At 63.7% G+C, this 19310-nt stretch carries 16 protein-coding genes, 1 pseudogene and 1 riboswitch; of the genes and pseudogenes, 8 read left to right on the top strand and 9 right to left on the bottom strand.

The genetic code is table 11. The annotated features are described in order from the left end of the window. Window positions 1-41 precede the first annotated feature (41 nt). From K5554_RS13215 to typA, 5 genes are all read left to right on the top strand, one after another. Window positions 42-1094 (top strand): permease, encoded by a 1053-nt coding sequence (locus tag K5554_RS13215; protein WP_221038919.1) that lies wholly within the window; start codon window positions 42-44, stop codon window positions 1092-1094. Window positions 1095-1175: 81 nt separating this feature from the next. Further along, window positions 1176-1418 (top strand): thioredoxin family protein, encoded by a 243-nt coding sequence (locus K5554_RS13210; RefSeq protein WP_370636911.1) that lies wholly within the window; start codon window positions 1176-1178, stop codon window positions 1416-1418. A 220-nt stretch (window positions 1419-1638) separates the two neighbouring features. Further along, entirely contained in the window at window positions 1639-4167 is a 2529-nt protein-coding gene (locus tag K5554_RS13205) for a M14 family metallopeptidase (RefSeq protein ID WP_221038918.1), read from the top strand. A gap of 42 nt (window positions 4168-4209) precedes the next feature. Continuing rightward, window positions 4210-5487 carry a CapA family protein gene (locus K5554_RS13200; protein ID WP_221038917.1) on the top strand — a complete coding sequence of 426 codons (1278 nt, stop codon included), beginning with the start codon at window positions 4210-4212 and terminating at the stop codon, window positions 5485-5487. Between the two features lie 125 nt (window positions 5488-5612). Beyond that, on the top strand, window positions 5613-7451 hold the full coding sequence (gene typA / locus K5554_RS13195; protein WP_221038916.1) for a translational GTPase TypA: 1839 nt from the start codon (window positions 5613-5615) through the stop codon (window positions 7449-7451). A gap of 136 nt (window positions 7452-7587) precedes the next feature. Here the strand turns inward: typA and K5554_RS13190 are convergent, their stop codons facing one another. The 7 genes and pseudogenes from K5554_RS13190 to K5554_RS13160 all read right to left on the bottom strand — a co-directional run bounded on the left by K5554_RS13190 (window position 7588) and on the right by K5554_RS13160 (window position 14498). Beyond that, entirely contained in the window at window positions 7588-8979 is a 1392-nt protein-coding gene (locus K5554_RS13190) for a [Fe-Fe] hydrogenase large subunit C-terminal domain-containing protein (protein WP_221038915.1), read from the bottom strand. A gap of 157 nt (window positions 8980-9136) precedes the next feature. Beyond that, a complete protein-coding gene (locus tag K5554_RS13185) occupies window positions 9137-9979 on the bottom strand; it encodes a MetQ/NlpA family ABC transporter substrate-binding protein (RefSeq protein WP_221038914.1) in 843 nt (280 codons plus the stop codon). Further along, on the bottom strand, window positions 9976-10593 hold the full coding sequence (locus tag K5554_RS13180) for a methionine ABC transporter permease (protein WP_221040627.1): 618 nt from the start codon (window positions 10591-10593) through the stop codon (window positions 9976-9978). The genes K5554_RS13185 and K5554_RS13180 overlap by 4 nt, the downstream gene beginning before the upstream one ends. A gap of 142 nt (window positions 10594-10735) precedes the next feature. Beyond that, window positions 10736-11449, bottom strand: a pseudogene (locus tag K5554_RS13175) (methionine ABC transporter ATP-binding protein); the annotation flags it as partial. 62 nt (window positions 11450-11511) lie between these two features. Continuing rightward, window positions 11512-11626, bottom strand: a riboswitch (SAM riboswitch). 52 nt (window positions 11627-11678) lie between these two features. Further along, on the bottom strand, window positions 11679-13091 hold the full coding sequence (locus K5554_RS13170) for a cell wall metabolism sensor histidine kinase WalK (RefSeq protein ID WP_221038912.1): 1413 nt from the start codon (window positions 13089-13091) through the stop codon (window positions 11679-11681). Then, window positions 13088-13765, bottom strand: a complete 678-nt coding sequence (locus K5554_RS13165) for a response regulator transcription factor (RefSeq protein WP_221038911.1) — start codon at window positions 13763-13765, stop codon at window positions 13088-13090. Before K5554_RS13165 ends, K5554_RS13170 begins: the two co-directional genes overlap by 4 nt. 172 nt (window positions 13766-13937) lie before the next feature. Beyond that, window positions 13938-14498: a PepSY domain-containing protein gene (locus K5554_RS13160; RefSeq protein WP_221038910.1), complete on the bottom strand. Its 561-nt coding sequence runs from the start codon at window positions 14496-14498 to the stop codon at window positions 13938-13940. A gap of 202 nt (window positions 14499-14700) precedes the next feature. Here K5554_RS13160 and K5554_RS13155 point away from each other — a divergent pair, with 202 nt between their 5' ends. Next, window positions 14701-14955 (top strand): hypothetical protein, encoded by a 255-nt coding sequence (locus K5554_RS13155; protein ID WP_221038909.1) that lies wholly within the window; start codon window positions 14701-14703, stop codon window positions 14953-14955. Window positions 14956-15219: 264 nt separating this feature from the next. Here the strand turns inward: K5554_RS13155 and K5554_RS14765 are convergent, their stop codons facing one another. Further along, the gene (locus K5554_RS14765; protein ID WP_221038907.1) at window positions 15220-15750 is read right to left on the bottom strand and encodes a DUF134 domain-containing protein; all 531 of its coding nucleotides are present in this window, start codon (window positions 15748-15750) and stop codon (window positions 15220-15222) included. Between the two features lie 389 nt (window positions 15751-16139). Beyond that, window positions 16140-17732: a hypothetical protein gene (locus K5554_RS13140; protein ID WP_221038906.1), complete on the bottom strand. Its 1593-nt coding sequence runs from the start codon at window positions 17730-17732 to the stop codon at window positions 16140-16142. 247 nt (window positions 17733-17979) lie between these two features. On the opposite strand from K5554_RS13140, the gene K5554_RS13135 reads away from it, so the two are divergent. Both K5554_RS13135 and K5554_RS13130 read left to right on the top strand, forming a co-directional pair. Next, a complete protein-coding gene (locus K5554_RS13135; protein ID WP_221038905.1) occupies window positions 17980-18126 on the top strand; it encodes a hypothetical protein in 147 nt (48 codons plus the stop codon). Between the two features lie 704 nt (window positions 18127-18830). Further along, the gene (locus K5554_RS13130; protein WP_221038904.1) at window positions 18831-19223 is read left to right on the top strand and encodes a VOC family protein; all 393 of its coding nucleotides are present in this window, start codon (window positions 18831-18833) and stop codon (window positions 19221-19223) included. Window positions 19224-19310 lie beyond the last annotated feature (87 nt).

Genomic DNA, 19310 nt, shown 5'->3' with positions numbered 1-19310 from the left:
GGGATTGAATTGGTAGGCTTAAAGGTGAGGAGTGGCGAAGTGTGATTTTAGTGCGTATGCTACAAGGCGGTATCATGGAGCTGGGCGAGTACCTTTCCGCCCACGTGCTCACCTGCCTGGTGCCGGCGTTCTTTATCGCGGGCGGCATCGCGGCCTTGCTTTCTACCGCTGCTGTCTTAAAGTACTTTGGTCCCCAGGCCAATAAATACCTGTCATACGGTGTGGCTTCGGTGTCGGGTGCGATCCTGGCGGTCTGCTCCTGTACGGTGCTGCCGCTTTTTGCCGGGATCTATAAGAAGGGTGCCGGCCTCGGCCCGGCCATCGCCTTTCTTTACTCCGGCCCGGCCATCAACATTCTTGCCATCGTGCTCACCGCCCGGGCCATCGGCTTCAAAATGGGCCTCGCCCGCGCCCTGGGGGCGATTCTTTTCTCCCTTATCATCGGCCTTATCATGGCGGCATTCTTTGCCGGCGAAGAAGCGCAGAAGAAGCAGCGCGCCCTCAATTTGGCCATGTTCAGCGGCGCCGCGGATGACCGCCCGGGCTGGCAACTCCTGATCTTCTTCGGGCTCTTGGTTGCCATTCTTCTCTTTGGGACGGCGAAGATTCCGCTCTGGAGCAAGGTGGCCATTCTTATCAGCTTAATCACCGCTGTGGCCCTTACGGTAACCCGCTGGTTCCGCACGGGCGAGTTTCAGGGCTGGATGCAGGAGACGTGGAAGTATGTCCGGATGATTTTTCCCGTGCTCCTGGTGGGGGTGTTCATTGCCGGCGCCATTAAGGTCATCCTCCCGCCGGCGTGGATTTCGCGCTTTGTAGGTGGCAATAGCCTGGGTGCCAACCTGCTGGCTTCGGTGTTTGGGGCGCTCATGTACTTTTCGACGCTTACCGAGGTGCCGATCGTGAAGGCTCTAACCGATCTCGGCATGGGGCAGGGACCGGCACTGGCGCTCCTTCTGGCCGGGCCGGCGCTGAGCCTTCCCAACATGCTGGCCATCCGTAACATCATGGGCACGAAAAAGACGGCCGCCTACGTTTCCCTCGTTGTGGTTATGGCCACCCTCACGGGGATGCTCTTCGGAACAATAGCTTGACTCATTTCCAGAAGCAGGGAGCTATGGGCTGCAAACAACCTCAGCGGCCCGCAATGAATAACAAATCGAGGAGGACTTGCGATGCTGAACATCAAGATCCTGGGAATGGGCTGCCGGAACTGCCGCGCCCTGGAGGCTTACGCGCGGCAGGCGGTGGCCGAACTGGGCCTGGAGGCTGAATTCGAAGAGGTCAAGGACATGGATAAGATCATGTCTTACGACATCATGATGACGCCGGCCCTGGTGGTAAACGAAAAGGTGAAGGTGGCGGGCCGCGTGCCCGGTAAGGATGAGGTTAAAAAGCTCCTCGCCGAAGAGGCCTGAGCGCTGGTAAGCCAAACGACAACGGACGAGGCTGCGGATTGATCCGGGCCTTGTCCTTTTCTTCTTGCTGGAACATTTCTTAGCAGATTTCCGCCCTGTGGCAGGAATACTTATACACCATGTTGAATATGCATCCATTATCACTTGCGAGGAGGGGTGCGTCTGCCTTGGCCGGTTACCGCCTGAATCTAACACTACTTAACGTTAGGGGTGCTCAGAGATGTTAGGGAGAAAAGGTTGGCTGCGGTTCGCCGCGCTGCTGGTGGCGTTTCTTGTTGTCTTCAGCTCGGGAGTACTGGCCGCCCCGCCTGTACCGACGCCTGAGAGCATGCTGGGCTATCCCGTGGGCGCCGACTATCACCTAACGGAGTGGTCCAAGATCGTCGGCTACATGGAGGCCCTGGACAAAGCCTCGCCGCGTGTTCAAGTGATTCCTTACGGCACCACGCCGGAGGGCAAACCGCTCATCCTCACCGTGGTTTCGTCCGAAGAGAACATCAAGAACCTCAAGAAATACCAGGAGATCAGCGCCCGCCTGGCCGACCCGCGGGGCCTCGGCGAGAAAGAGGCGCAAAAGCTCATTAAAGAAGGCAAGGCCATCTACTGGATCTGCGCCAACATCCACTCCACGGAAGTGGGCAGCGCCGAGATGGTCATGGAACTAGCCTACAAGCTGGCCGGCGGCACTGACGCCCAAACGAAAAACATACTGGACAACGTGATCGTGGTGATCGACCCCTCCATCAACCCGGACGGCCACGACATCTTTACGGAGTGGTACAACAAGTACAAAGGGACGGAGTGGGCGGGGTCCCGCCCGCCGTACTACGGCAAGTACGTCAGCCACGATAACAACCGCGACCTGATCGCGCTGGCGCTCCCCGAGATCAGCCAGAACGTCGAGGCACGCTTCCTTTTCCATCCCCAGGTCTACCACGACCTGCACCAGGGTGTACCCCGCATGTGGATCAACCCCACCCAGGATCCGAACGACCCCAACATCAGCCCCATCACTCAGGCCGACTGGATCAAGTACGGCGGCTATATTATCTCCGGCATGACGGCCAAAGGGATGGCCGGCGTGGTGACGGCCAGCCTCTTTGACAACTGGTACCCGGGCTACAACGACCAGTTCACCACCTACCACAACGGCATGGGCCTCCTCTTTGAGACGGAAGGCGGCTGGGGCGCCGACCCGGAGACCAGCGGCCCCGCCGACTCGGAGAAAGAAATCCACTGGTACATGCCCCTGCCGTGGAAGGGCAGCGTCTGGCGCCTGCGGGACAACATCGACTACCAGGAGACGGGCGTGCTGCTTTCCCTGGAGCTCACCGCCAAGGACAAGGATACCGTCCTCGAGCACTTCTACCTCAAGGGGAAGCAGGCGGTAGAGGCGGGGACGAACGAACCGCCCTACGCCTACGTCATCCCGGCGGGGCAGGAGGATCCGGCCGCGGTGGCCGACCTGGTGGCGAACCTCCTCAAACACCGCATCGAGGTCAAAGAGGCTACCGCCGCCTTCACGGCCGGCGGGAAAACCTACCCGGCCGGAAGCTACGTGGTGCTTCTCAACCAGCCGTACGGCCGGCTGGCCAAGACCTTGTTGGAGAAACAGGTCTACCAGCCCTACTTCAACGAACCGTACGATGTCACCGCCTGGACCTACGGGCTCTTGCGGGACGTAGCCACGGCGGCGGTTACGGACAAGGCGGTCTTTGACGTGCCGCTCCGTCCGGTAGAGAAGGCGGAGCTTGAGGGAACGCTGAACGGTGAAGAGAGCAGCGTCGGCTATCTGGTGAAGCACCAAAGCAACAACAACCTGGTGAAGCTCCTGGGCGAGCTCTGGGCCCAGGGTGCAGAGGTCGCCCAGGCGACGGCTCCCTTCAGCGTCGGCAGCCAGACTTTTGCAGCCGGCACACTTTGGGTGCAGAAGCTGGGCCGTATGGCTTTCGCCGACTTCAAGGCCCAGGTGGAAAGCCTCGGCCTCAGCGGGCAGGCCCTGGCCGCGGCCCCCTCCGGTTCCTTCAAGGCGCTGCACGAGCCCAAGATCGGCCTCTACCACGGCTGGGTGGACACCATGGACGAGGGCTGGACGCGCTATGTGCTGGACTACTACGGCCTGAAGTACGACCGGTTGGACAACACGGCGGTAAAGACGGGCGACCTCAGCCAGTACGATATCATCGTCCTCCCGGATATGCGGCCGCAGAACATTCTCGAAGGCAGCAGCAAAATGCCCCCGCCGTACCAGGGCGGCTTAGGTAAGGAGGGCGTGGCCAAACTTGCGGCCTACGTCAACAACGGGGGGACGCTTCTCGCCATGGGGAAGGCGGCGGCCTTCCCGGTGGAACAGGGCCTGGTGCCGGGAGTAAAGCTGGTAGATCTTAAGGGAGTGAACGCGCCCGGCTCCATCCTGGGGATAAAGGTGGACGCGTCTCAGCCGGTGGGCTACGGCTTTGATGCCGAGGAGGCCGTTTTCTACGAGAACAACCCCGCCTTTGTGGCCGAACAGGGCCGGGTGGTGGCGAGCTTCACTGCGGACCCGCTTCTTTCCGGTTTCCTTGATGACAAAGAGAAGAAACTCTCCGGCAAGGCGGCCATTCTCGACGTACCGGTGGGGGACGGCCGTGTGATCCTTTCCAGCCCGGATCTGGTGTACCGTTTCCAGGCGCAGGGCACGATCCCCTTCTTCTTCAACAGCATTCTGAGCACGGCATCGGCGTATTACGCCAGCCAGCATTGGCATTGATTCTGTAAAGCAAACCAACCCGGAAAGAAAAGCGGTGGTAGGATGCGCGGGGCGGCTCCGGCCGCCCCCTTCCTCTTTCCGCCGGTGTGGGCGGCCGCCGGGCCGATTGACCGGGTTGACGGGCAGAGCCGGATGGAGTACGATGGAAAGGATAGGAATAAAATGGTAGCGGAGCCTGCGCCCGGGTGTGACGGTGTTGGCGGACGTTCGGCGGCGAAGGAGGCGACTGGAGTGCGGGAAACCCGGTTCAACCGGCGGCCGGAACAAAGGGCGGGGGCTGCCCTCGTCCCGCTCTTCTCCGTCGTGCTGGCAGCGCTCCTTGCACTGGCGGCTCTGGCCGGATGGAGGCGCACGCCGGCGGTGCCGCCGAGCACCCCGGAGGCGGCGGTGCTTGCACCGGCACCCCTGGCCACCTTAACCCTGGCCGCCGTGGGAGATATCATGTGCCACCTGCCGCAGGTGCGGGCGGCCTGGGACGCGGAACGAAAGGTCTACGACTTCAGCCCGGCCTTTGCGGCCGTGGCGCCCCACCTGCGCGCTGCCGACCTTACCGTAGCCAACCTGGAAACGGTGCTCGACGACGCGCGCCCTTACCGCGGCTATCCCCGCTTCAACTCCCCGGCGGTCCTGGCCCAGGCCCTGTCCGGCGCCGGCGTGGACATCGTCACCACCGCCAACAACCACGCCTTGGATCAAGGCGAGGCCGGGGTCCTGGCCACGCTCCGGAACCTCAAGGCGGCCGGACTCCTTTCCACCGGCACCTTCGCCGGCGCAGCCGACCGCGGGCCGCTGCTGCATACTCTGAAGGGGTTTAAACTGGCCTTTTTGGCCTACACCCTGAGCACCAACGGGCTTAAGCCTCCCGCTGGGAAGGAGTACCTGGTAAACACCTGGAATTGGGAGCAGGCGGCCAAGGACATCGCGGCGGCGCGGGCGGGCGGCGCCGAGTTCGTGGTGGTGAGCATGCACTGGGGCCAGGAATACCAGAGGCGGCCTGCGGCGGAGCAGGAAGAGCTCGCCAGAAAGCTGGCGGGTGCCGGGGCGGACCTCATCCTGGGCAGCCACCCCCATGTGCTGCAGCCCCTGGCGGAAATCATCAGACCGGGCGGCGACGAACGGGTCCTGGCGGCCTACTCGCTCGGGAACTTCATCTCCAACCAACGCGACCCCCACACCGATCGGGGGCAGATCCTCTATGTCACCCTCACGCGCGACCCGCTGAACCACCGGGTGCTCATCAGCTCCTACCGGGTTTTGCCCACCCGGGTGCTGCGCGGGCGCGTGATCCGCGTGGTGCCCGCTGCGCTTGTGGACGAGTAGCCGCCGGCGCACCCGTCTTCTCAAACGTGAGAAAAAGTTGGATAAGTTGATACCTGACCCCGGGGTTGACAAAAGGGCGGTGAATTGCTAGTCTAGGCTGTGTACAAGAAACGAGGGGTCGCTGTATGCAGCTTAGAAACATTGCCATTATCGCCCATGTGGATCACGGTAAAACCACGCTGGTGGACTGCGTCCTCCGGCAGACGGGGGTTTTCCGCAGCAACCAGGAGGTCAGGGAGCGGGTCCTCGACTCCAACGACCTGGAACGGGAGCGCGGCATCACCATTCTGGCCAAGAACACGGCCGTGTTCTACAAAGATACCAAAATCAACATCGTCGACACGCCCGGCCACGCCGACTTCGGCGGCGAGGTGGAGCGGGTGCTCAGCATGGTGGATGGGGCGCTGCTCGTGGTGGACGCCTTTGACGGCCCCATGCCGCAGACGCGCTTCGTGCTGGAAAAGGCCCTGGGCCAAGGCGTAAAGCCGCTCCTGGTGGTGAACAAGATCGACCGGCCGGGGGCGCGGCCGCTCGAGGTGGTGGACGAGGTCCTGGAGCTGTTCATCAACCTGGGCGCCGGCGACGAGCAGATCGATTTTCCGATCATCTATGCCTCGGCCCGGGCGGGGGTGGCCCACCCGGACCTAGAGGAGGCCCGGCGGCTGTTGGCCGCCGGCACGCCCAATGTTCTGCCTCTCCTCGATGCGGTGGTGGACTGGGTGCCGGCCCCGGGCGGAGATGCGGCGGCGCCGCTCCAGCTCCTGATCACTACACTCGACTGGAGTGACTACGTGGGCCGGATCGCCATCGGCCGCCTGGCCAACGGCACGCTCACTCCCGGGCAGGGGGTGGCGGTGGCCTACGGCGACGCGCAGCCCCGTCAGGCGAAGGTGGCCGAGGTGTTCACCTTCCAGAGCCTGAAGCGGGTGCCCATCGAGCGCGCCACGGCAGGCGACATCGTAGCCGTTACCGGCCTCGGGGAGGTTAAGATCGGCGAGACCATCATGGACCCGCTTGCACCGCAGCCGCTCCCGCCGATTACCGTGGACGAGCCCACCCTCACCATGACCTTCCGGGTGAACGACAGCCCCTTTGCCGGGGAAGAAGGCACCTACGTCACCTCGCGCCAGCTGCGCGAGCGCCTGTTCAAGGAGGCGCGCACCAACGTGGCCCTGCGCGTGCGCGAAACCGACAGCCCCGATGCCTTCGAGGTGGCGGGACGGGGTGAACTCCACCTCAGCATCCTCATCGAAACCATGCGCCGTGAGGGCTACGAGCTGGCGGTCTCCAAGCCGCGCGTTATCCTCAAAGAAGGCGCGCAGGGTGTAGAAGAACCACTGGAGCGCGTGGTGATCGACGTACCGCAGGAGTATGTGGGACCGGCGATCGAGTCTTTGGGCGCGCGCAAAGGGGAAATGACCGGGATGATGCCGCGCGGTGAGGACCGCGTGCGCCTGGAGTTTACCGTACCCATGCGCGGCCTCATCGGCTATGCCTCGGAATTTGCCACCTTAACCAAAGGTAACGGCATCCTGACCCAGAACTTCGCCGGCTACGGCCCCTACCGGGGCCCGATCCCGACCCGCTCCGGCGGCAGCCTGGTGGCCTGGGAAGAGGGTGAGGCCACGGCCTACGCCATCAGCAGTATCCAGGAACGGGGTACCCTCTTTGTGACGCCGGGCACCCGGGTGTACGAGGGCATGATCGTGGGCGAGAATTCCCGCCCCGACGATATCGATGTGAATATCGCGAAGAAGAAGCACGTCACCAACATGCGTTCGTCCACGTCGGATATTGCGGTGAAGCTGGATGAGCCGCGCATCCTCACGCTGGAGCAGGCCCTGGCCTACATCCGCGACGACGAGCTGGTGGAGATAACGCCCAAGAGCATCCGCCTGCGCAAGGCCGTCCTGGCCAAGGGCGAGCGCAAGGACGCCCGCCGCCAAGCCCAGGCCTCGGCGTAGGATGTATAGAGTGCCGGCGTAGGGGCGCAATAAATGCGCCCCTACGGTTTGCGCCGGTATAAAGCCTGCAGGGATGCGTCGGAAAATTACGAGCACTACCGGAGGGGTTAAGAAGGAAGTTCCTGTGCCCGTGTTTTTACTTGTCCGCCGGTGATACCGGGTCGGGGGGTTTTACGGAGGTAAGGTTTACCGCCGGGGCGTGGCGGGCGTACAGCGAGCGGGCCCGCTCGTTGCTGACCGCCTCCAGCACCGGGGCCTCGGCGGCGAACTCATCGACCTCTTGACGGCCGACCTCCGGCGGGACGAGCTTCCCCGGGCCGCCCACGCAGCCGCCCGGGCAGGCCATGCCTTCGAGGAAGGTGGCCTTAAGTTCGCCGGCTTCGGCCTTCTTGAGAAGTTCACTGCACTCTTTAATGCCGTTGCCCTGGCGCGCGGCCACCGCCGTGCCGGGGGCCAGTTTCGCGATGCTGCGCATGATGGCGGCTGTAACGCCGCCGGTGTGCCCGTAGATACGGCCGTCGTGGCTGGCGTCCCGCAGGGCGGGCGCCGCCGCCCGGCGCGGCACGGTGATGCCCCCCGCTTCCAGCAGGGCGGCCGCCTCCTCGAAGGTGAGGACAAAGTCCACGGCGTCGGCCAGCTCCCTCTGGCGCGCCTCCGACTTTTTGGCGATGCAGGGACCGATGAACACCACGCGCGTACCGGGGTGCTCAGCCTTCTCCAGGCGGCCGATGGCGATCATGGGGGAAACTGAATCGGAAATAAGGTGCGCCAGGCGCGGGCGGAACTTCTGTACCAGGCGGATAAAGGGCGGGCAGCAGCAGGACGTGATCATAAAGGGGTCACCGCGCCGGATGCGCCGCAGGTACTCCTCTGCTTCCTTAATGGTGATGACGTCCGCCCCCAAGGCCACCTCCACCACCCGGTGAAAGCCGAACTCCCGGAGTGCCGCCGCCACTTCCTCGCCGAAAACGTCCGGCCCGAACTGCCCGGCGAAGGCCGGGGCCACCACTGCCGCCACCGGCCCCCGCCCGTCAAGGAGGAGCTTGGCCACCTGCACTATCTCCGCTTTGTCCGACAGCGCGGCCGCCCGGCAGGCGCCGATGCAGAGCCCGCAGTTGAGGCAGCGCTCGTTGTCAACTTGGACCGTACCCGCCGGTCCTTTTTTTAGTGCTCCGGTGACACAGGCGGCTTCGGCGGCGCACTCCATGTCCCGGCAACCGGCGCAGGCGCCGGGAACCGCCACAATGGTGGGCGTTTCCGGTGTACCTGTCTCCAGGGCGCGCCGCGCCGCCTGGGCAAGGGTTTCCCCGCCCGCCGGGTGCGGGTTGAGCCCCAGCGCACAGCGCACGTGCCCGGCGGCCGCCTGCCGGGCCGCCGCTTCGCTCTGCCCCCGCTCGCGCCAGAACGGGGTCAGGCTTTTTGCCAAGTCCTCCACTTTTGCGACCAGTGTTCCGGCCTGGAGCGCGCCTGCCACCTCCCGAAAGAGGCGCCGGCGCAAAGCCTGGGTCGGGGTAAGTTCAAGTTCCATCGCTATCACCCCGGTTTAGTTTAACCCGGAAGCGCCTTCACTCTACCCGGCGCTGCAGCCGCACAAGACAAGCCGGTCCCAGGCCGCGCAGAGTACGTTGCTCCGCCACGGGAAGGCCGGGACCGGCCGGACAAAGGGCGAAAGCGGGCGGCGGCCGTCAGAAGGCCGGTACCACGGCGCCCTGGTATTTCTCCTCGATGAACTGCTTCACCTCGGGTGTGTTGAGGGCAGCGGCCAGTTTTTGAAGCGGCTCTTTATCCTTGTCCTCCGGCCGCACCACCAGGACGTTCACATAGGGCGAATCCTTGTCTTCGATAAAAAGCGCATCCTGGGTGGGCACCAGCTTCGCTTCCAGGGCGTAGTTGGTGTTGATCACGGCCAGGTCCACGTCTGCGAGCGTGCGCGGCAGGGAGGCCGCATCCAGCTCCTTGATCTTCAGGTTGTGCGGGTTCTCGGCGATGTCGAGGGGCGTGGCGGTGATGCCCACGCCTTCTTTCAGCTTAAGAAGCCCGGCGCTCTGCAAAAGGAGCAGGGCCCGCCCGCCGTTGGTGGCGTCGTTGGGGATGGCGACGCTGGCACCGGCCGGCACATCCTTGAGGTCCTTAAGCTTCTTAGAGTAGATGCCCATGGGTTCGATGTGAACGCGGGCGATGTAGGTGAGGCTGTTGCCGGTGCCCTTATTGAAGCTCTCCAGGTACGGGATGTGTTGGAAGTAGTTGGCGTCGAGCTCCTTGGCCGCCAGAGCGGGATTAAGCTGCGTGTAGTCGCTGAATTCCTTTACTTCCAGGGTGATGCCTTCTTTTGCCAAGGCGGGTTTGACAAAGTTGAGGATTTCCGCGTGCGGCACGGTGGTAGCGCCTACCTTAAGCGTCACCTGGGCCTGGGCGGCAGGTTCCGAGCTGCCGCCATTTTCCTGGGGCTTGGCCGGCGCGCAGGCCGCCAGGCTCGTGGCGACGAGGACGGCGACAATGAAGAGCGCCAGGCGAACTTTTGTTTTCATGCACTGAACCCCCTTTGATCTTTGGCCGCCCGCCGGGCCAGCCAGTTGCCGGCCGACTGGGCAACCTGTACCAGAGCGATCAGGATGACGACGGTCTCTAAGAGCACATCGTCACGGAATCTTTGGTAGCCGTAACGGATGGCGATGTCCCCTAAACCACCTCCTCCGATGGCTCCCGCCATGGCCGAGTAACCCACCAGGTTGATCGCCGTGAGGGTGAATCCCAGAAGGAGCGCCGGCCAGGCCTCCGGGAGAAGCACCTTGAAAATGATCTGGGCCGGTGAGGCGCCCATGGCCTGCGCCGCTTCCACCACGCCCGGATCCACCTCCTTGAGCGCGCTCTCCACCACGCGCGCCACAAAGGGGATGGCGGCCGCCGCCAGGGGGACGATGGCCCCGCGGGTGCCGATGGCGACACCGACCAGGAGTTTGGTGACGGGCATAAGGAGAAAGAGAAGGATGATAAAAGGGATGGAGCGCCCAGCGTTGACCACGGCCCCCAGGACGGCGTTAAGCCGGGGCCGGGGCAGCAGGTGCTCCGGTGCCGTCACCACCAGCAGCACCCCCAGGGGTACCCCAGCGGCCAGGGCGATAGCCAAGGAAAGGCCGACCATGGAGAGGGTCTGCCCAGTGGCCTCCAGGATGAGGCGTTGCAGGGCCGCATCGGTGAGCAGCGCGCGCACCTTACACCACCCCCGCCGCCGGGGCCAGGGTCACCCGGCTTGGCGGCAAGAGCCCGCTGATGCTGAGCAGGCGCCGCGTGGCCGCCGCCCGCGGGCGGCTGAAGACCTCCCGGACCGGCCCTTCCTCCACCAGCCGGCCCTGTTCCAGCACGGCCACCCGGTCGCACACGGCCTGGATTACGGGCAGCTCGTGGGTGATGAGAACAATGGTTACGCCCAGGCCGGTGTTGATCTCCTTAAGGAGCGCCAGGATGGACTGGGTGGTTTCCGGGTCGAGGGCCGAGGTGGCTTCGTCGGAAAGGAGGAGCTTCGGGCGACAGGCCAGCGCCCGGGCGATGCCCACCCGCTGCTTCTGGCCGCCGGAGAGCTGGTGCGGGTAGGCGCCGGCTTTGTCCGCCAGCCCCACCAGCTCCAGCAACTCCGCCACGCGCGTTTTGATGGCCGCCGGCCGTGCGTGGACAATCTCCAGCGGGAAGGCTACGTTCTCGGCTACGGTGCGGAGCTTGAGGAGATTGAAGTGCTGGAAGATCATGCCGATGCCTTGGCGCGCCCGGGCCAGCTCGCTCCGGTCGAGTGTCGCCAGGTTCCGGCCCGCCACCCAGACCTCGCCGGCGGTGGGCCGCTCGAGGAGGTTAAGGCAGCGGATGAGGGTGCTCTTACCGGCGCCGGAAAGGCCCATCACGCCGAAGATCTCTCCCTGCGCCACCCGGAAGGACACGTCCGTAAGCGCCGTTACCTTCCCGGTGGGTGTCTCATACACCTTTGTCAGGTGCTTCACCTCGATCACTTTTTTCTCCCTCCTTGAAGCAACAAAAACCCCTCCGACAGACGGAGGGGTTTAATTCCGCACTCTCATCTGCCAGGACAGCACCTCTCGTCCTGCTGGAATTGGCACCGGGCCGCGCATGAGCGGCTGGTTGCCGAGGTTTCACAGGGCCAGTCCCTCCACCTCTCTGGATAAGAGCCCTCAGCTATTCACTTGTTGGCATGAATATTAGCATGGAAAACGGGAGCTGTCAAGAGCCCGGCGGCAGCCAAACGGTAAAGGTGGTGCCGCGCCCTACCTGGCTCTGAACGTCGATACGGCCGCCGTGGGCGGTGACGATCCAGCGCGCGATGGCCAGGCCCAGGCCGGTTCCGCCGTTTGCCCGGGAACGCGCCTTGTCCAACCGGTAAAAGCGCTCAAAAATGTGCGGCAGGGCCTCCGGCGGGATCCCGGGCCCGGTGTCTGCTACGGCCAGGACAATCCCGCCTTCCTGGGCCGTAAGCCGCACCCTGACCTGTCCCCGGTACGTGTACTTGATGGCGTTTTCCACCAGGTTAATGAGGAGCCGCGTGAGCTGTGTTTGATCGCCCCAAAAGGTAAGGGAGGACGGGGCCTCAACCTTGAACTCCAGGCCCTTGGCTGCAGCCGCAGCGGCCAGTTCCGCCGCTACATCGCGTACCAGCGCGGCCAGGTCCAACTCTTCGTACTCCAGCCCCAGGCGGGAGCTGTCACTGCGGGCCAAAAAAAGCAGCTGGGCGATAAGTTTGGCCATGCGCTGGGTTTCCGCTTGAATGGTGGTCAGGGCGGCCCTGGCCTCTGGAGGCAGCGCGGGCAGGTGCAGGGCATCCTCTGTTTGTGCAGCCACCACCGCCAGCGGCGTGCGCAGCTCGTGCGAGGCATCGGCCGTAAACTGGCGCTGGCGTTCAAAGGCTGCTTCCAGGCGGCCTAGCATTTCATTGAAGGTTTGGGCCAGATGGCCTACTTCGTCATTGGCGCTGGGAACCCTGACCCGTTCGGACAGGTTGCCCTGTCCGATGGCCCGGGCCGTTCGGGTGATCCGGTCGATGGCGCCCAGGGCGCGCCGGCTGATAAAGAGCCCGCCGAGCGCACCCACCAGGAGAAACGGGGGTGCCGCCGCCAGGAGGAGGAACAGAAAACGGTGGCTGGTTGCTTCCACGCCTTGGGTGGTGCGTGCCGCCCGCACCCAGGCGATTACCCGGCCACCGTCCTCTACCGGCAGGGTGACCACAAACCAGCCCTGGCCGTGAACTTCTAAGTGCTGGGGTTGCGAACCGGTGGGGGGTACCCCCATTTTCTCTGGTAAGACGCCCGGGACCGCCTCGCCCAGGAGCCGGTTGCCGCGTCCATCGTATAATGCCACCTGTGTGCCGGAAGGTGCCAGGTGAATGGGTTCTGAAACGCGGGGGTGGCCGTCTTCCACCTCCACCTGGGCTAAAACCTGTTGGGCGTGGGTTGCGACCAGGGTTGCCACTTCCGCCTTCCCGCCACGGTCCAAGGTGAGGTAGACCACAGAACTGAAAAAAGCTAAGACGACTGTCAAGAGCATCGAGAACCAGAGGGTTAGGCGGGCACTGATGGTAAGGTTCCGTTCCAGAAGACGCAGTGCGGCGCCGGCCAGGGCGCGCAATTTTTTCAGCATCATTCCGGCGCCCTCAACTGGTAACCAGTACCGCGCACTGTTTGGATGAGCTTGGGTTCGAACCCGTCATCCACCTTGCGGCGCAGATAGCGGATGTAAACGTCCACCACGTTGGAGAGGCCTGTAAAGTCGTAATCCCAAACGTGCTCGGCAATCTGGCTCCGGCTCAAGACCTGATTGGGGTGACGCATGAGGTACTCGAGCAGGGCGTATTCCTTGGCCGTAAGCTTAATCTCCTGTCCGTCACGCGTTACCTGGTGTGTCACCGTATTGAGCTCCAGGTCGGCTACCGTTAAAATGGGGCCCCGGTGTTCCTCGCCGCTACGCCTAAGGAGCGCGCGCACGCGCGCCAGGAGCTCCTCAAAGGCGAAGGGCTTGGTGAGGTAGTCGTCCGCCCCGGCGTCCAGTCCCTTCACCTTGTCTTCCAGCGCGTCGAGGGCGGTGAGGATTAAAACGGGCGTGTTGTCGCCACGGCTGCGCAGCGCTTTGAGGACGCTGCGGCCGTCCTGTTTCGGCAGCAGCTGGTCCAAGATGACGCAGTCGTAGCGCACGGCCGCGAGAAAATCGAGCGCTTCCTCTCCGTCCCTTGCCAGGTCCACAGCGTAGCCTGCTTCCTTGAGACGGCGAACGACCACCCGGGCGAGATCGGGCTCGTCTTCGACCACCAACAGGCGCACACGGGTCCCTCCTTCATTTAGTCTATTGTACCTCCAGAATGTTAAGGTCAGGTTAAAGCGGCTCGCTAAGCTGCGTCCCGGTATAAAAAAGGCGCTCCCTCACCTAGGCGGGCGAGGGAGCTTTTTCGCAGGGGGGATCAGGTCGAAAGTGGCGCCGGCTGGTTCACCCAGGTCAGTTTTGAAACTCGCCTTCTTGTTCCACCTGGATGTTGTCCGTGTCGGCTTCGGCACCGGACTTCTCGCTTTCCAGCTTTTCCTGCTCGGTTTCGCCGCCGGCATCCTTTTCCTGGGCTAGGACCCGGCCACTCCCGGCGTCTACCTTAACATCCAGGGACTCACCAGTCTTAGCGGTGAGTTCCACCTGGTAAACCAGGTACCCATTCTCATCCCCCAACTCAGTCTTAACCACCTTGGCTCCGGGGTAGGCCTGGAGGGCCGCCGCTTCGGCCCGGGCGGGGCTGAGCTTGGCTTTCGCGGCCAGGGCCGGATCAGGTGCGTCTTCCTTGGCTGCTGGATGCTCAGCCTCCTGAGCTTTGGCGGTATCATGCGCCGCCCGCCCCAGGAAAATAGAGCCCTTGATTTCGGGGAGTTTTTGCTCAACCTCCTGCACCGCTGCCGCCGGTGCGGCCGGGGGTTTGGCTGCTGCGGTGCCGCTGGCGCTCACGTAGCTAAATACCAGCGTGGCACCCAGAAGAGGTACAGCGGCCTTTTTGGCCGTCGCGAACCACATCATTGTATCCAGCTCCTTTCTTCTCTGCAAGGTGGCCACCTTCACGTCTTATTATGGCTGAGCTGGATTAGAATGGGGTGAAAAAAGGATTAGGATTCGATTAGGATTTCATGAGAATTTTCTTGTTTTTTCCGGCTGTTATTGACTTACGTATGGCTTAGAAGACCTGAAGCGTTAGGCTGAGAGGGCCAAGGGGGTGAGGCCGGTGGAGCGTAAGTTTCGCTGTGCTACCGGTGGTTACGAGTTCGGCCTGGCCTACAGGGCGGGTATGCAGGGCGCACGGCTGCGTTGCCCCAAGTGCGGCGGCCTGGTGCACCGCGCCGATCCGGGCGGACGGGGAGGCTGCGGGCGGGGCGCCAGAAGCAGGGGGGTTAACATGAAGGTTGCGATTACGTCCCAGGGCGACGACCTGGCGAGTGCTGTGGATCCCCGTTCGGGCGCTGCCGGTACCTCATCTTGAGTGACACGGCAGCGGGAACCCGGCGGGCGGCCCCAACCCGGCACAGGGGGAACCCGGCGGTGCCGGCATCGCCATGGCCCAGCCCTGGCCCGGGAAAAGGTTGAGGCCCTCGTTGCCGGCAACATCGGCCCGAATGCCGCCCGGGCTCTGGCGGCGGCGGGGCGCAATACGCGCCCAGGGGGCACGCGGCCGAAAAAGCGGCCGGCAGCTGAAAGCCGCCGGCTTCGCTGTTGTCAGGCGTAGGTCGGGGGATGAGCCCAGGAGTTAGCGCTGGGAGGTGTCTTCCGATTCGTCGCCGGGCGGTTCAGCGGGGGAGGGGGCTTCGGGCGTGACCATTGGCCGCCGCCGGAGGCGACGGTGGCGCCGGTGCCGGCCGTCCGGCGCGGGGGGACCTTCGCGGTCGTCGTCCCGGCACGTGGGGCAAAGGGCCTCGTCCGCCGGAGAGGCAGGGCGGGCGGGCGCGGCAAATTCACCCTGGCAGCGGCGGCAGCGCCGGCGCCGCCCCGCAAGTTCGTACGTCCCGCCTTCCACCCGCAGGGCCAACCCGCCCGTGAGCATACGGGCGACCTTGGCACGGGCCGAGGTGAGAATACGCTGGAAGGTGGGGCGGGAGACCTGCATGCGTGCAGCACACTCTTCCTGCTCCAGCCCTTCCTGGTCTTTCAGGCGGATGGCTTCCAGTTCTTCCACGGTAAGCACTATTTCTTCCAGGCCGCAGCGGCGTACTCCTGCCGGCTTAAAGACTGTTACCGTGGGAAGAAACTCCACGCGGCGGCATTTTTTCGGCCGTGGCACCCCCATCTCTCCCCTGCGCAGTTCTAGCTCTTACGTTTACTGTAAATCCATTCTGTTTCCCTGTCAACAACCCGGTGGCTTGTACCGCCGGCAAAATCAGTATTTTCCCACGTTCTCCCGCTGCGGCAGGAGGCCGGTAAGGCCGGGGTACCAGTCACCCGGTGTGAACCGCCGGTGCGGGCCTGATACTGGAGGGCCTGGAGCACGCGCAATCTCGCCGCTACCCGCCGCTATTGGGCTGCACGGCCTGGACATCCGGTCTCGTAAGCGGTGGCTCGGTTAAAAGGGGGGTGCGATCGCAGGCATACCTTGGGGTCCTGAGCCGCTATCCTTTCACTCAGGCTCAGTGCCGGTTCATGCAGGAGGGCCGCTTCCTGTACTTTTCAGCCTTACTGGCCTAGCTCAAAGATGACCAGTTCACCCTTTTTCCCGTCCGGATCTTCTTGGAGGTAGGCCAGACGCGAACCGCTTCTACCGGCCAGAAAGCCCGTAAGCTCGCCTTTAACCACCGGCAGTACCTGATCCTGCCATACCTGCACCATCTGCCGGCTGCCGGCCGGGTTGTAATTGGCTGCGTCAAAGGTGAGAAAGAGGCTCTCGCCTACGGTCAGCCAGGGATAGCCGGACCAGTAACCCTTCGTCTCACCCGGGGGCGTAAGGCGCAGCGGTTCTTTGCCCGCCCGGGCCAGCCAGAGGGCGTTGCCGTCTTTCTCCGCGGTCAAGAGATAGACCGCAGGCTCCTCGGCGAAGACCGCCGGGAGGGTGATAATCTGCCGCGGGGCGGCCCCCAGGCTGCCTACCTCGGTCAGTTTTCCGGTCACATCCGCCAGATAGAGCGAGGTGTCCTGGAAGGCGGGGAGTTCGCCCGACTCCGCCGGCGACTTCCCCTGCACCTGGCCGGCGATGAAGGCCAGGTGAGTACCGTCCACAGACCAGGTGAAGTAGCCCAGTTTCTTATCCGGGAGAGAAAGCTCAGCGACCTTCTGGCCGTCCGGTGTGGCGATGGTGACTTGAACAGCGATGGGGAGCGGCGTGTCCTCGCCCATGATGATGTCGTATCGGTCGTAGGGGTCGGTGCTGCCCTTTTTCGTGGGGGCCGTGTAGTAGGCCAGGTAACGGCCGTCCGGGGACCACTGCGGCCCGAAGCTCATGGTTTCGGCGCGCGGCGCTAGGCAGGTCTCCACTTCGGTGACTGTATCCAGCACATAAATCCCGCTCTTATTCGGTTCCCACAGCTCGTAGGCGAAGTGCGTACCGGCCGGCGACAGGCGGGGGTAAAAGAGCCCGTCGTAGCTGGGGAGGTTTTGGCGTAGGGCGGTGGGTGGAGCCCCGTCCAGGGGCACCCGCCAGATGGCCTTGTCCGCATGGACGAAGACCGCCCCTTGCGCGAGGCTCGGGTACACCTCAGTGACGTAACCGCCTTGGACCGGGAGCCAGGCGACCTCCGCGGGGGCAGTGGCGGCGCCGCCGGCCTTGACGGTAAAGAAAACCAAACCCCGCTGACCCTTGTGCGCTCCGTCCGGCTGCGTGCCCTGGCGGGCGAAGATGAGCGTGTTGTCTTCAGCCCACCCCAGCGACCGCAACAGTAGGCGGCCGGCGGCGTAGTCTTGTTCGCTCGTTTCGGCGAGCACCCTTCCTTCTCCTTGCCCGACCGGGTAGAGCCAGAGCCCGGCCTTGTTCCTGACTGGGTTTTTCCCGCCCGGTGTAGTGAGCACCACTGCCCACCGGCCGTCCGGGGAAAGGGTGTGGTCGATGTAGCCGACGGGGCCGGGCGGAAGGCTGATCTTGGCTTTCTCCTTCACCTTCAGGGGCGCAGCGGGCGGTGGCGGTGCCCCGGGAGCCGGGTTCTCTTCCGGTGTCGCAGCATCGCCTCCCGCAGGCGGGGCGGTGGGCGCGGTGCTGCAGCCTGCTAGGGCCAGTACTAGCACCAGTGCCACGACCATCATACCCAGGTGGGTTTTGAACAGGTAACGCAGCGTCACTTAGCATCCTCCCCCTTGTCCGCTTGCCTTTACTACCTTTGCTATCTGTAAAGACGTTTGCTGGCTCTTTTTGGTTCCCGCCCCGTGAGCGGAGCAATACTGTAAGCACTCGTGGAGTGCGCCATCTGCAGGCAGACAAAAAGTCCGGGGAATCATCCCGAACTCAGCACAAGACTGCATTTTTTGGTATAATTGGAGTGGACAGGTCGAAACCTGCCGATTCGGGGATAGGAGGCACCCCTTCTCTGTGGCCGAGGGGCATGCGGCCCGGGGAGAACTCGGGAGAGGGGGTGCCGCGTTGGAACTCAAGATCGGACCAATTGAATTCGCCGTTGCGCCGTTGGTAGCCATTGTGCTACTCCGGCTGTACTTCCAGTACAAGTCGAAAAAATAGCCCGCTATTAAGCGGGCAAATCGAGTAATCGCCTACCCCCGGGTCGCTATGCCCTCCGGGAGCAGGAAGTCTTGCGGGACTTCCTGCTCTTATTTTATACGGAGAGCTGTTGGAAAGCAAGCACCGGAAACTTCACATTTGGCCGAACATGCCGGCGGAAGTGTCGCCGGACGAGGTGGATGACTTGACAGTTCCTGCGGAGCAGGATAAACCTGCCGCCCGACGAATACCTGTTTAGTAACCTAAGTTTGCTTGTGTGCCTTTATCGAACGCTGAGGGGGGTGCGACATGTTTCTTCTTCGCCTGGGTCTTCCTGCGGCCGGCGGAGCCGGGGCGGATTGAAAACGCTCTGGTGGAGGTGGCGACTGCCTGTGGCCTCGGCCTTCAAGCGGCATGACCGCCGCCGGTGAAAACGACACAGTGGACTTGCTCACCCCGCCCGGTCCTGCTCAGACGCGGGTCGCCGATGCCTGCGAGATCCTTTACCTACCTAGTCCGGCGGCCGCGGTTTTGGCCGCCGCATTAACGCAGGGGCGGCGACGGCGTTGGCCCGGATCGACCTGGGCCAGGGCACGCTCATGCTGCGGGTCCCCGCGCCGGGCAGCAGTTTAGTAGAACGGCTGATCGAGGAATACGGGGCACGGCGGGCCGGCGAATCTAGTCCAAAGGCGCTTTTTCTAAGAACAATACGAGGGGGAAGGAAGATGAACCTTGGCATCACCGGCTTTGAGCACGTGGCGGTGCAGGTGGCCGACCTGGAGCGTTCGCTGGCCTTTTACACCGCGACGTTGGGGCTTACCCTGCGCGAACGGAGCGAGATTCCGCAGCGGGGCCTGCGCAAGGCTCTCATCGCTGTGGGGACGGGGCAGATTGAACTCCTGGAGTACCAGGATAAGGCGGTGCCCGCTGCCGACGGGCCGGTGGCGCACCTGGCGCTCACCGTGACGGACATCGCTGCTGCACTGGCGGCCCTTAAGCGTGCCGGTGTCCGGCTGGAGGACGAAGCGCCGCGCGCTGTGGGGGGTGGCTGCCAGATTGCGTTTCTACGGGGCCCGGACGGCGAACACATTGAGCTGTTCCAACCCGTCCGGGCGTAAGGACCTTGCGATCTCCCCGCTTTTTCCGGTGGGGAGATTTTTTTGGCGGGCAGGGATAGGAGCGGTACGACACGAAAGTATAAGAGC

The sequence above is a fragment of the Gelria sp. Kuro-4 genome (genome assembly GCF_019668485.1).
In the GTDB taxonomy this organism is placed as follows: Bacteria; Bacillota; DTU030; order DUMP01; family DUMP01; genus DUMP01.
Note: the sequence above shows the minus strand (reverse complement) of the source record. Positions and strands in the feature narration are given on the sequence as shown.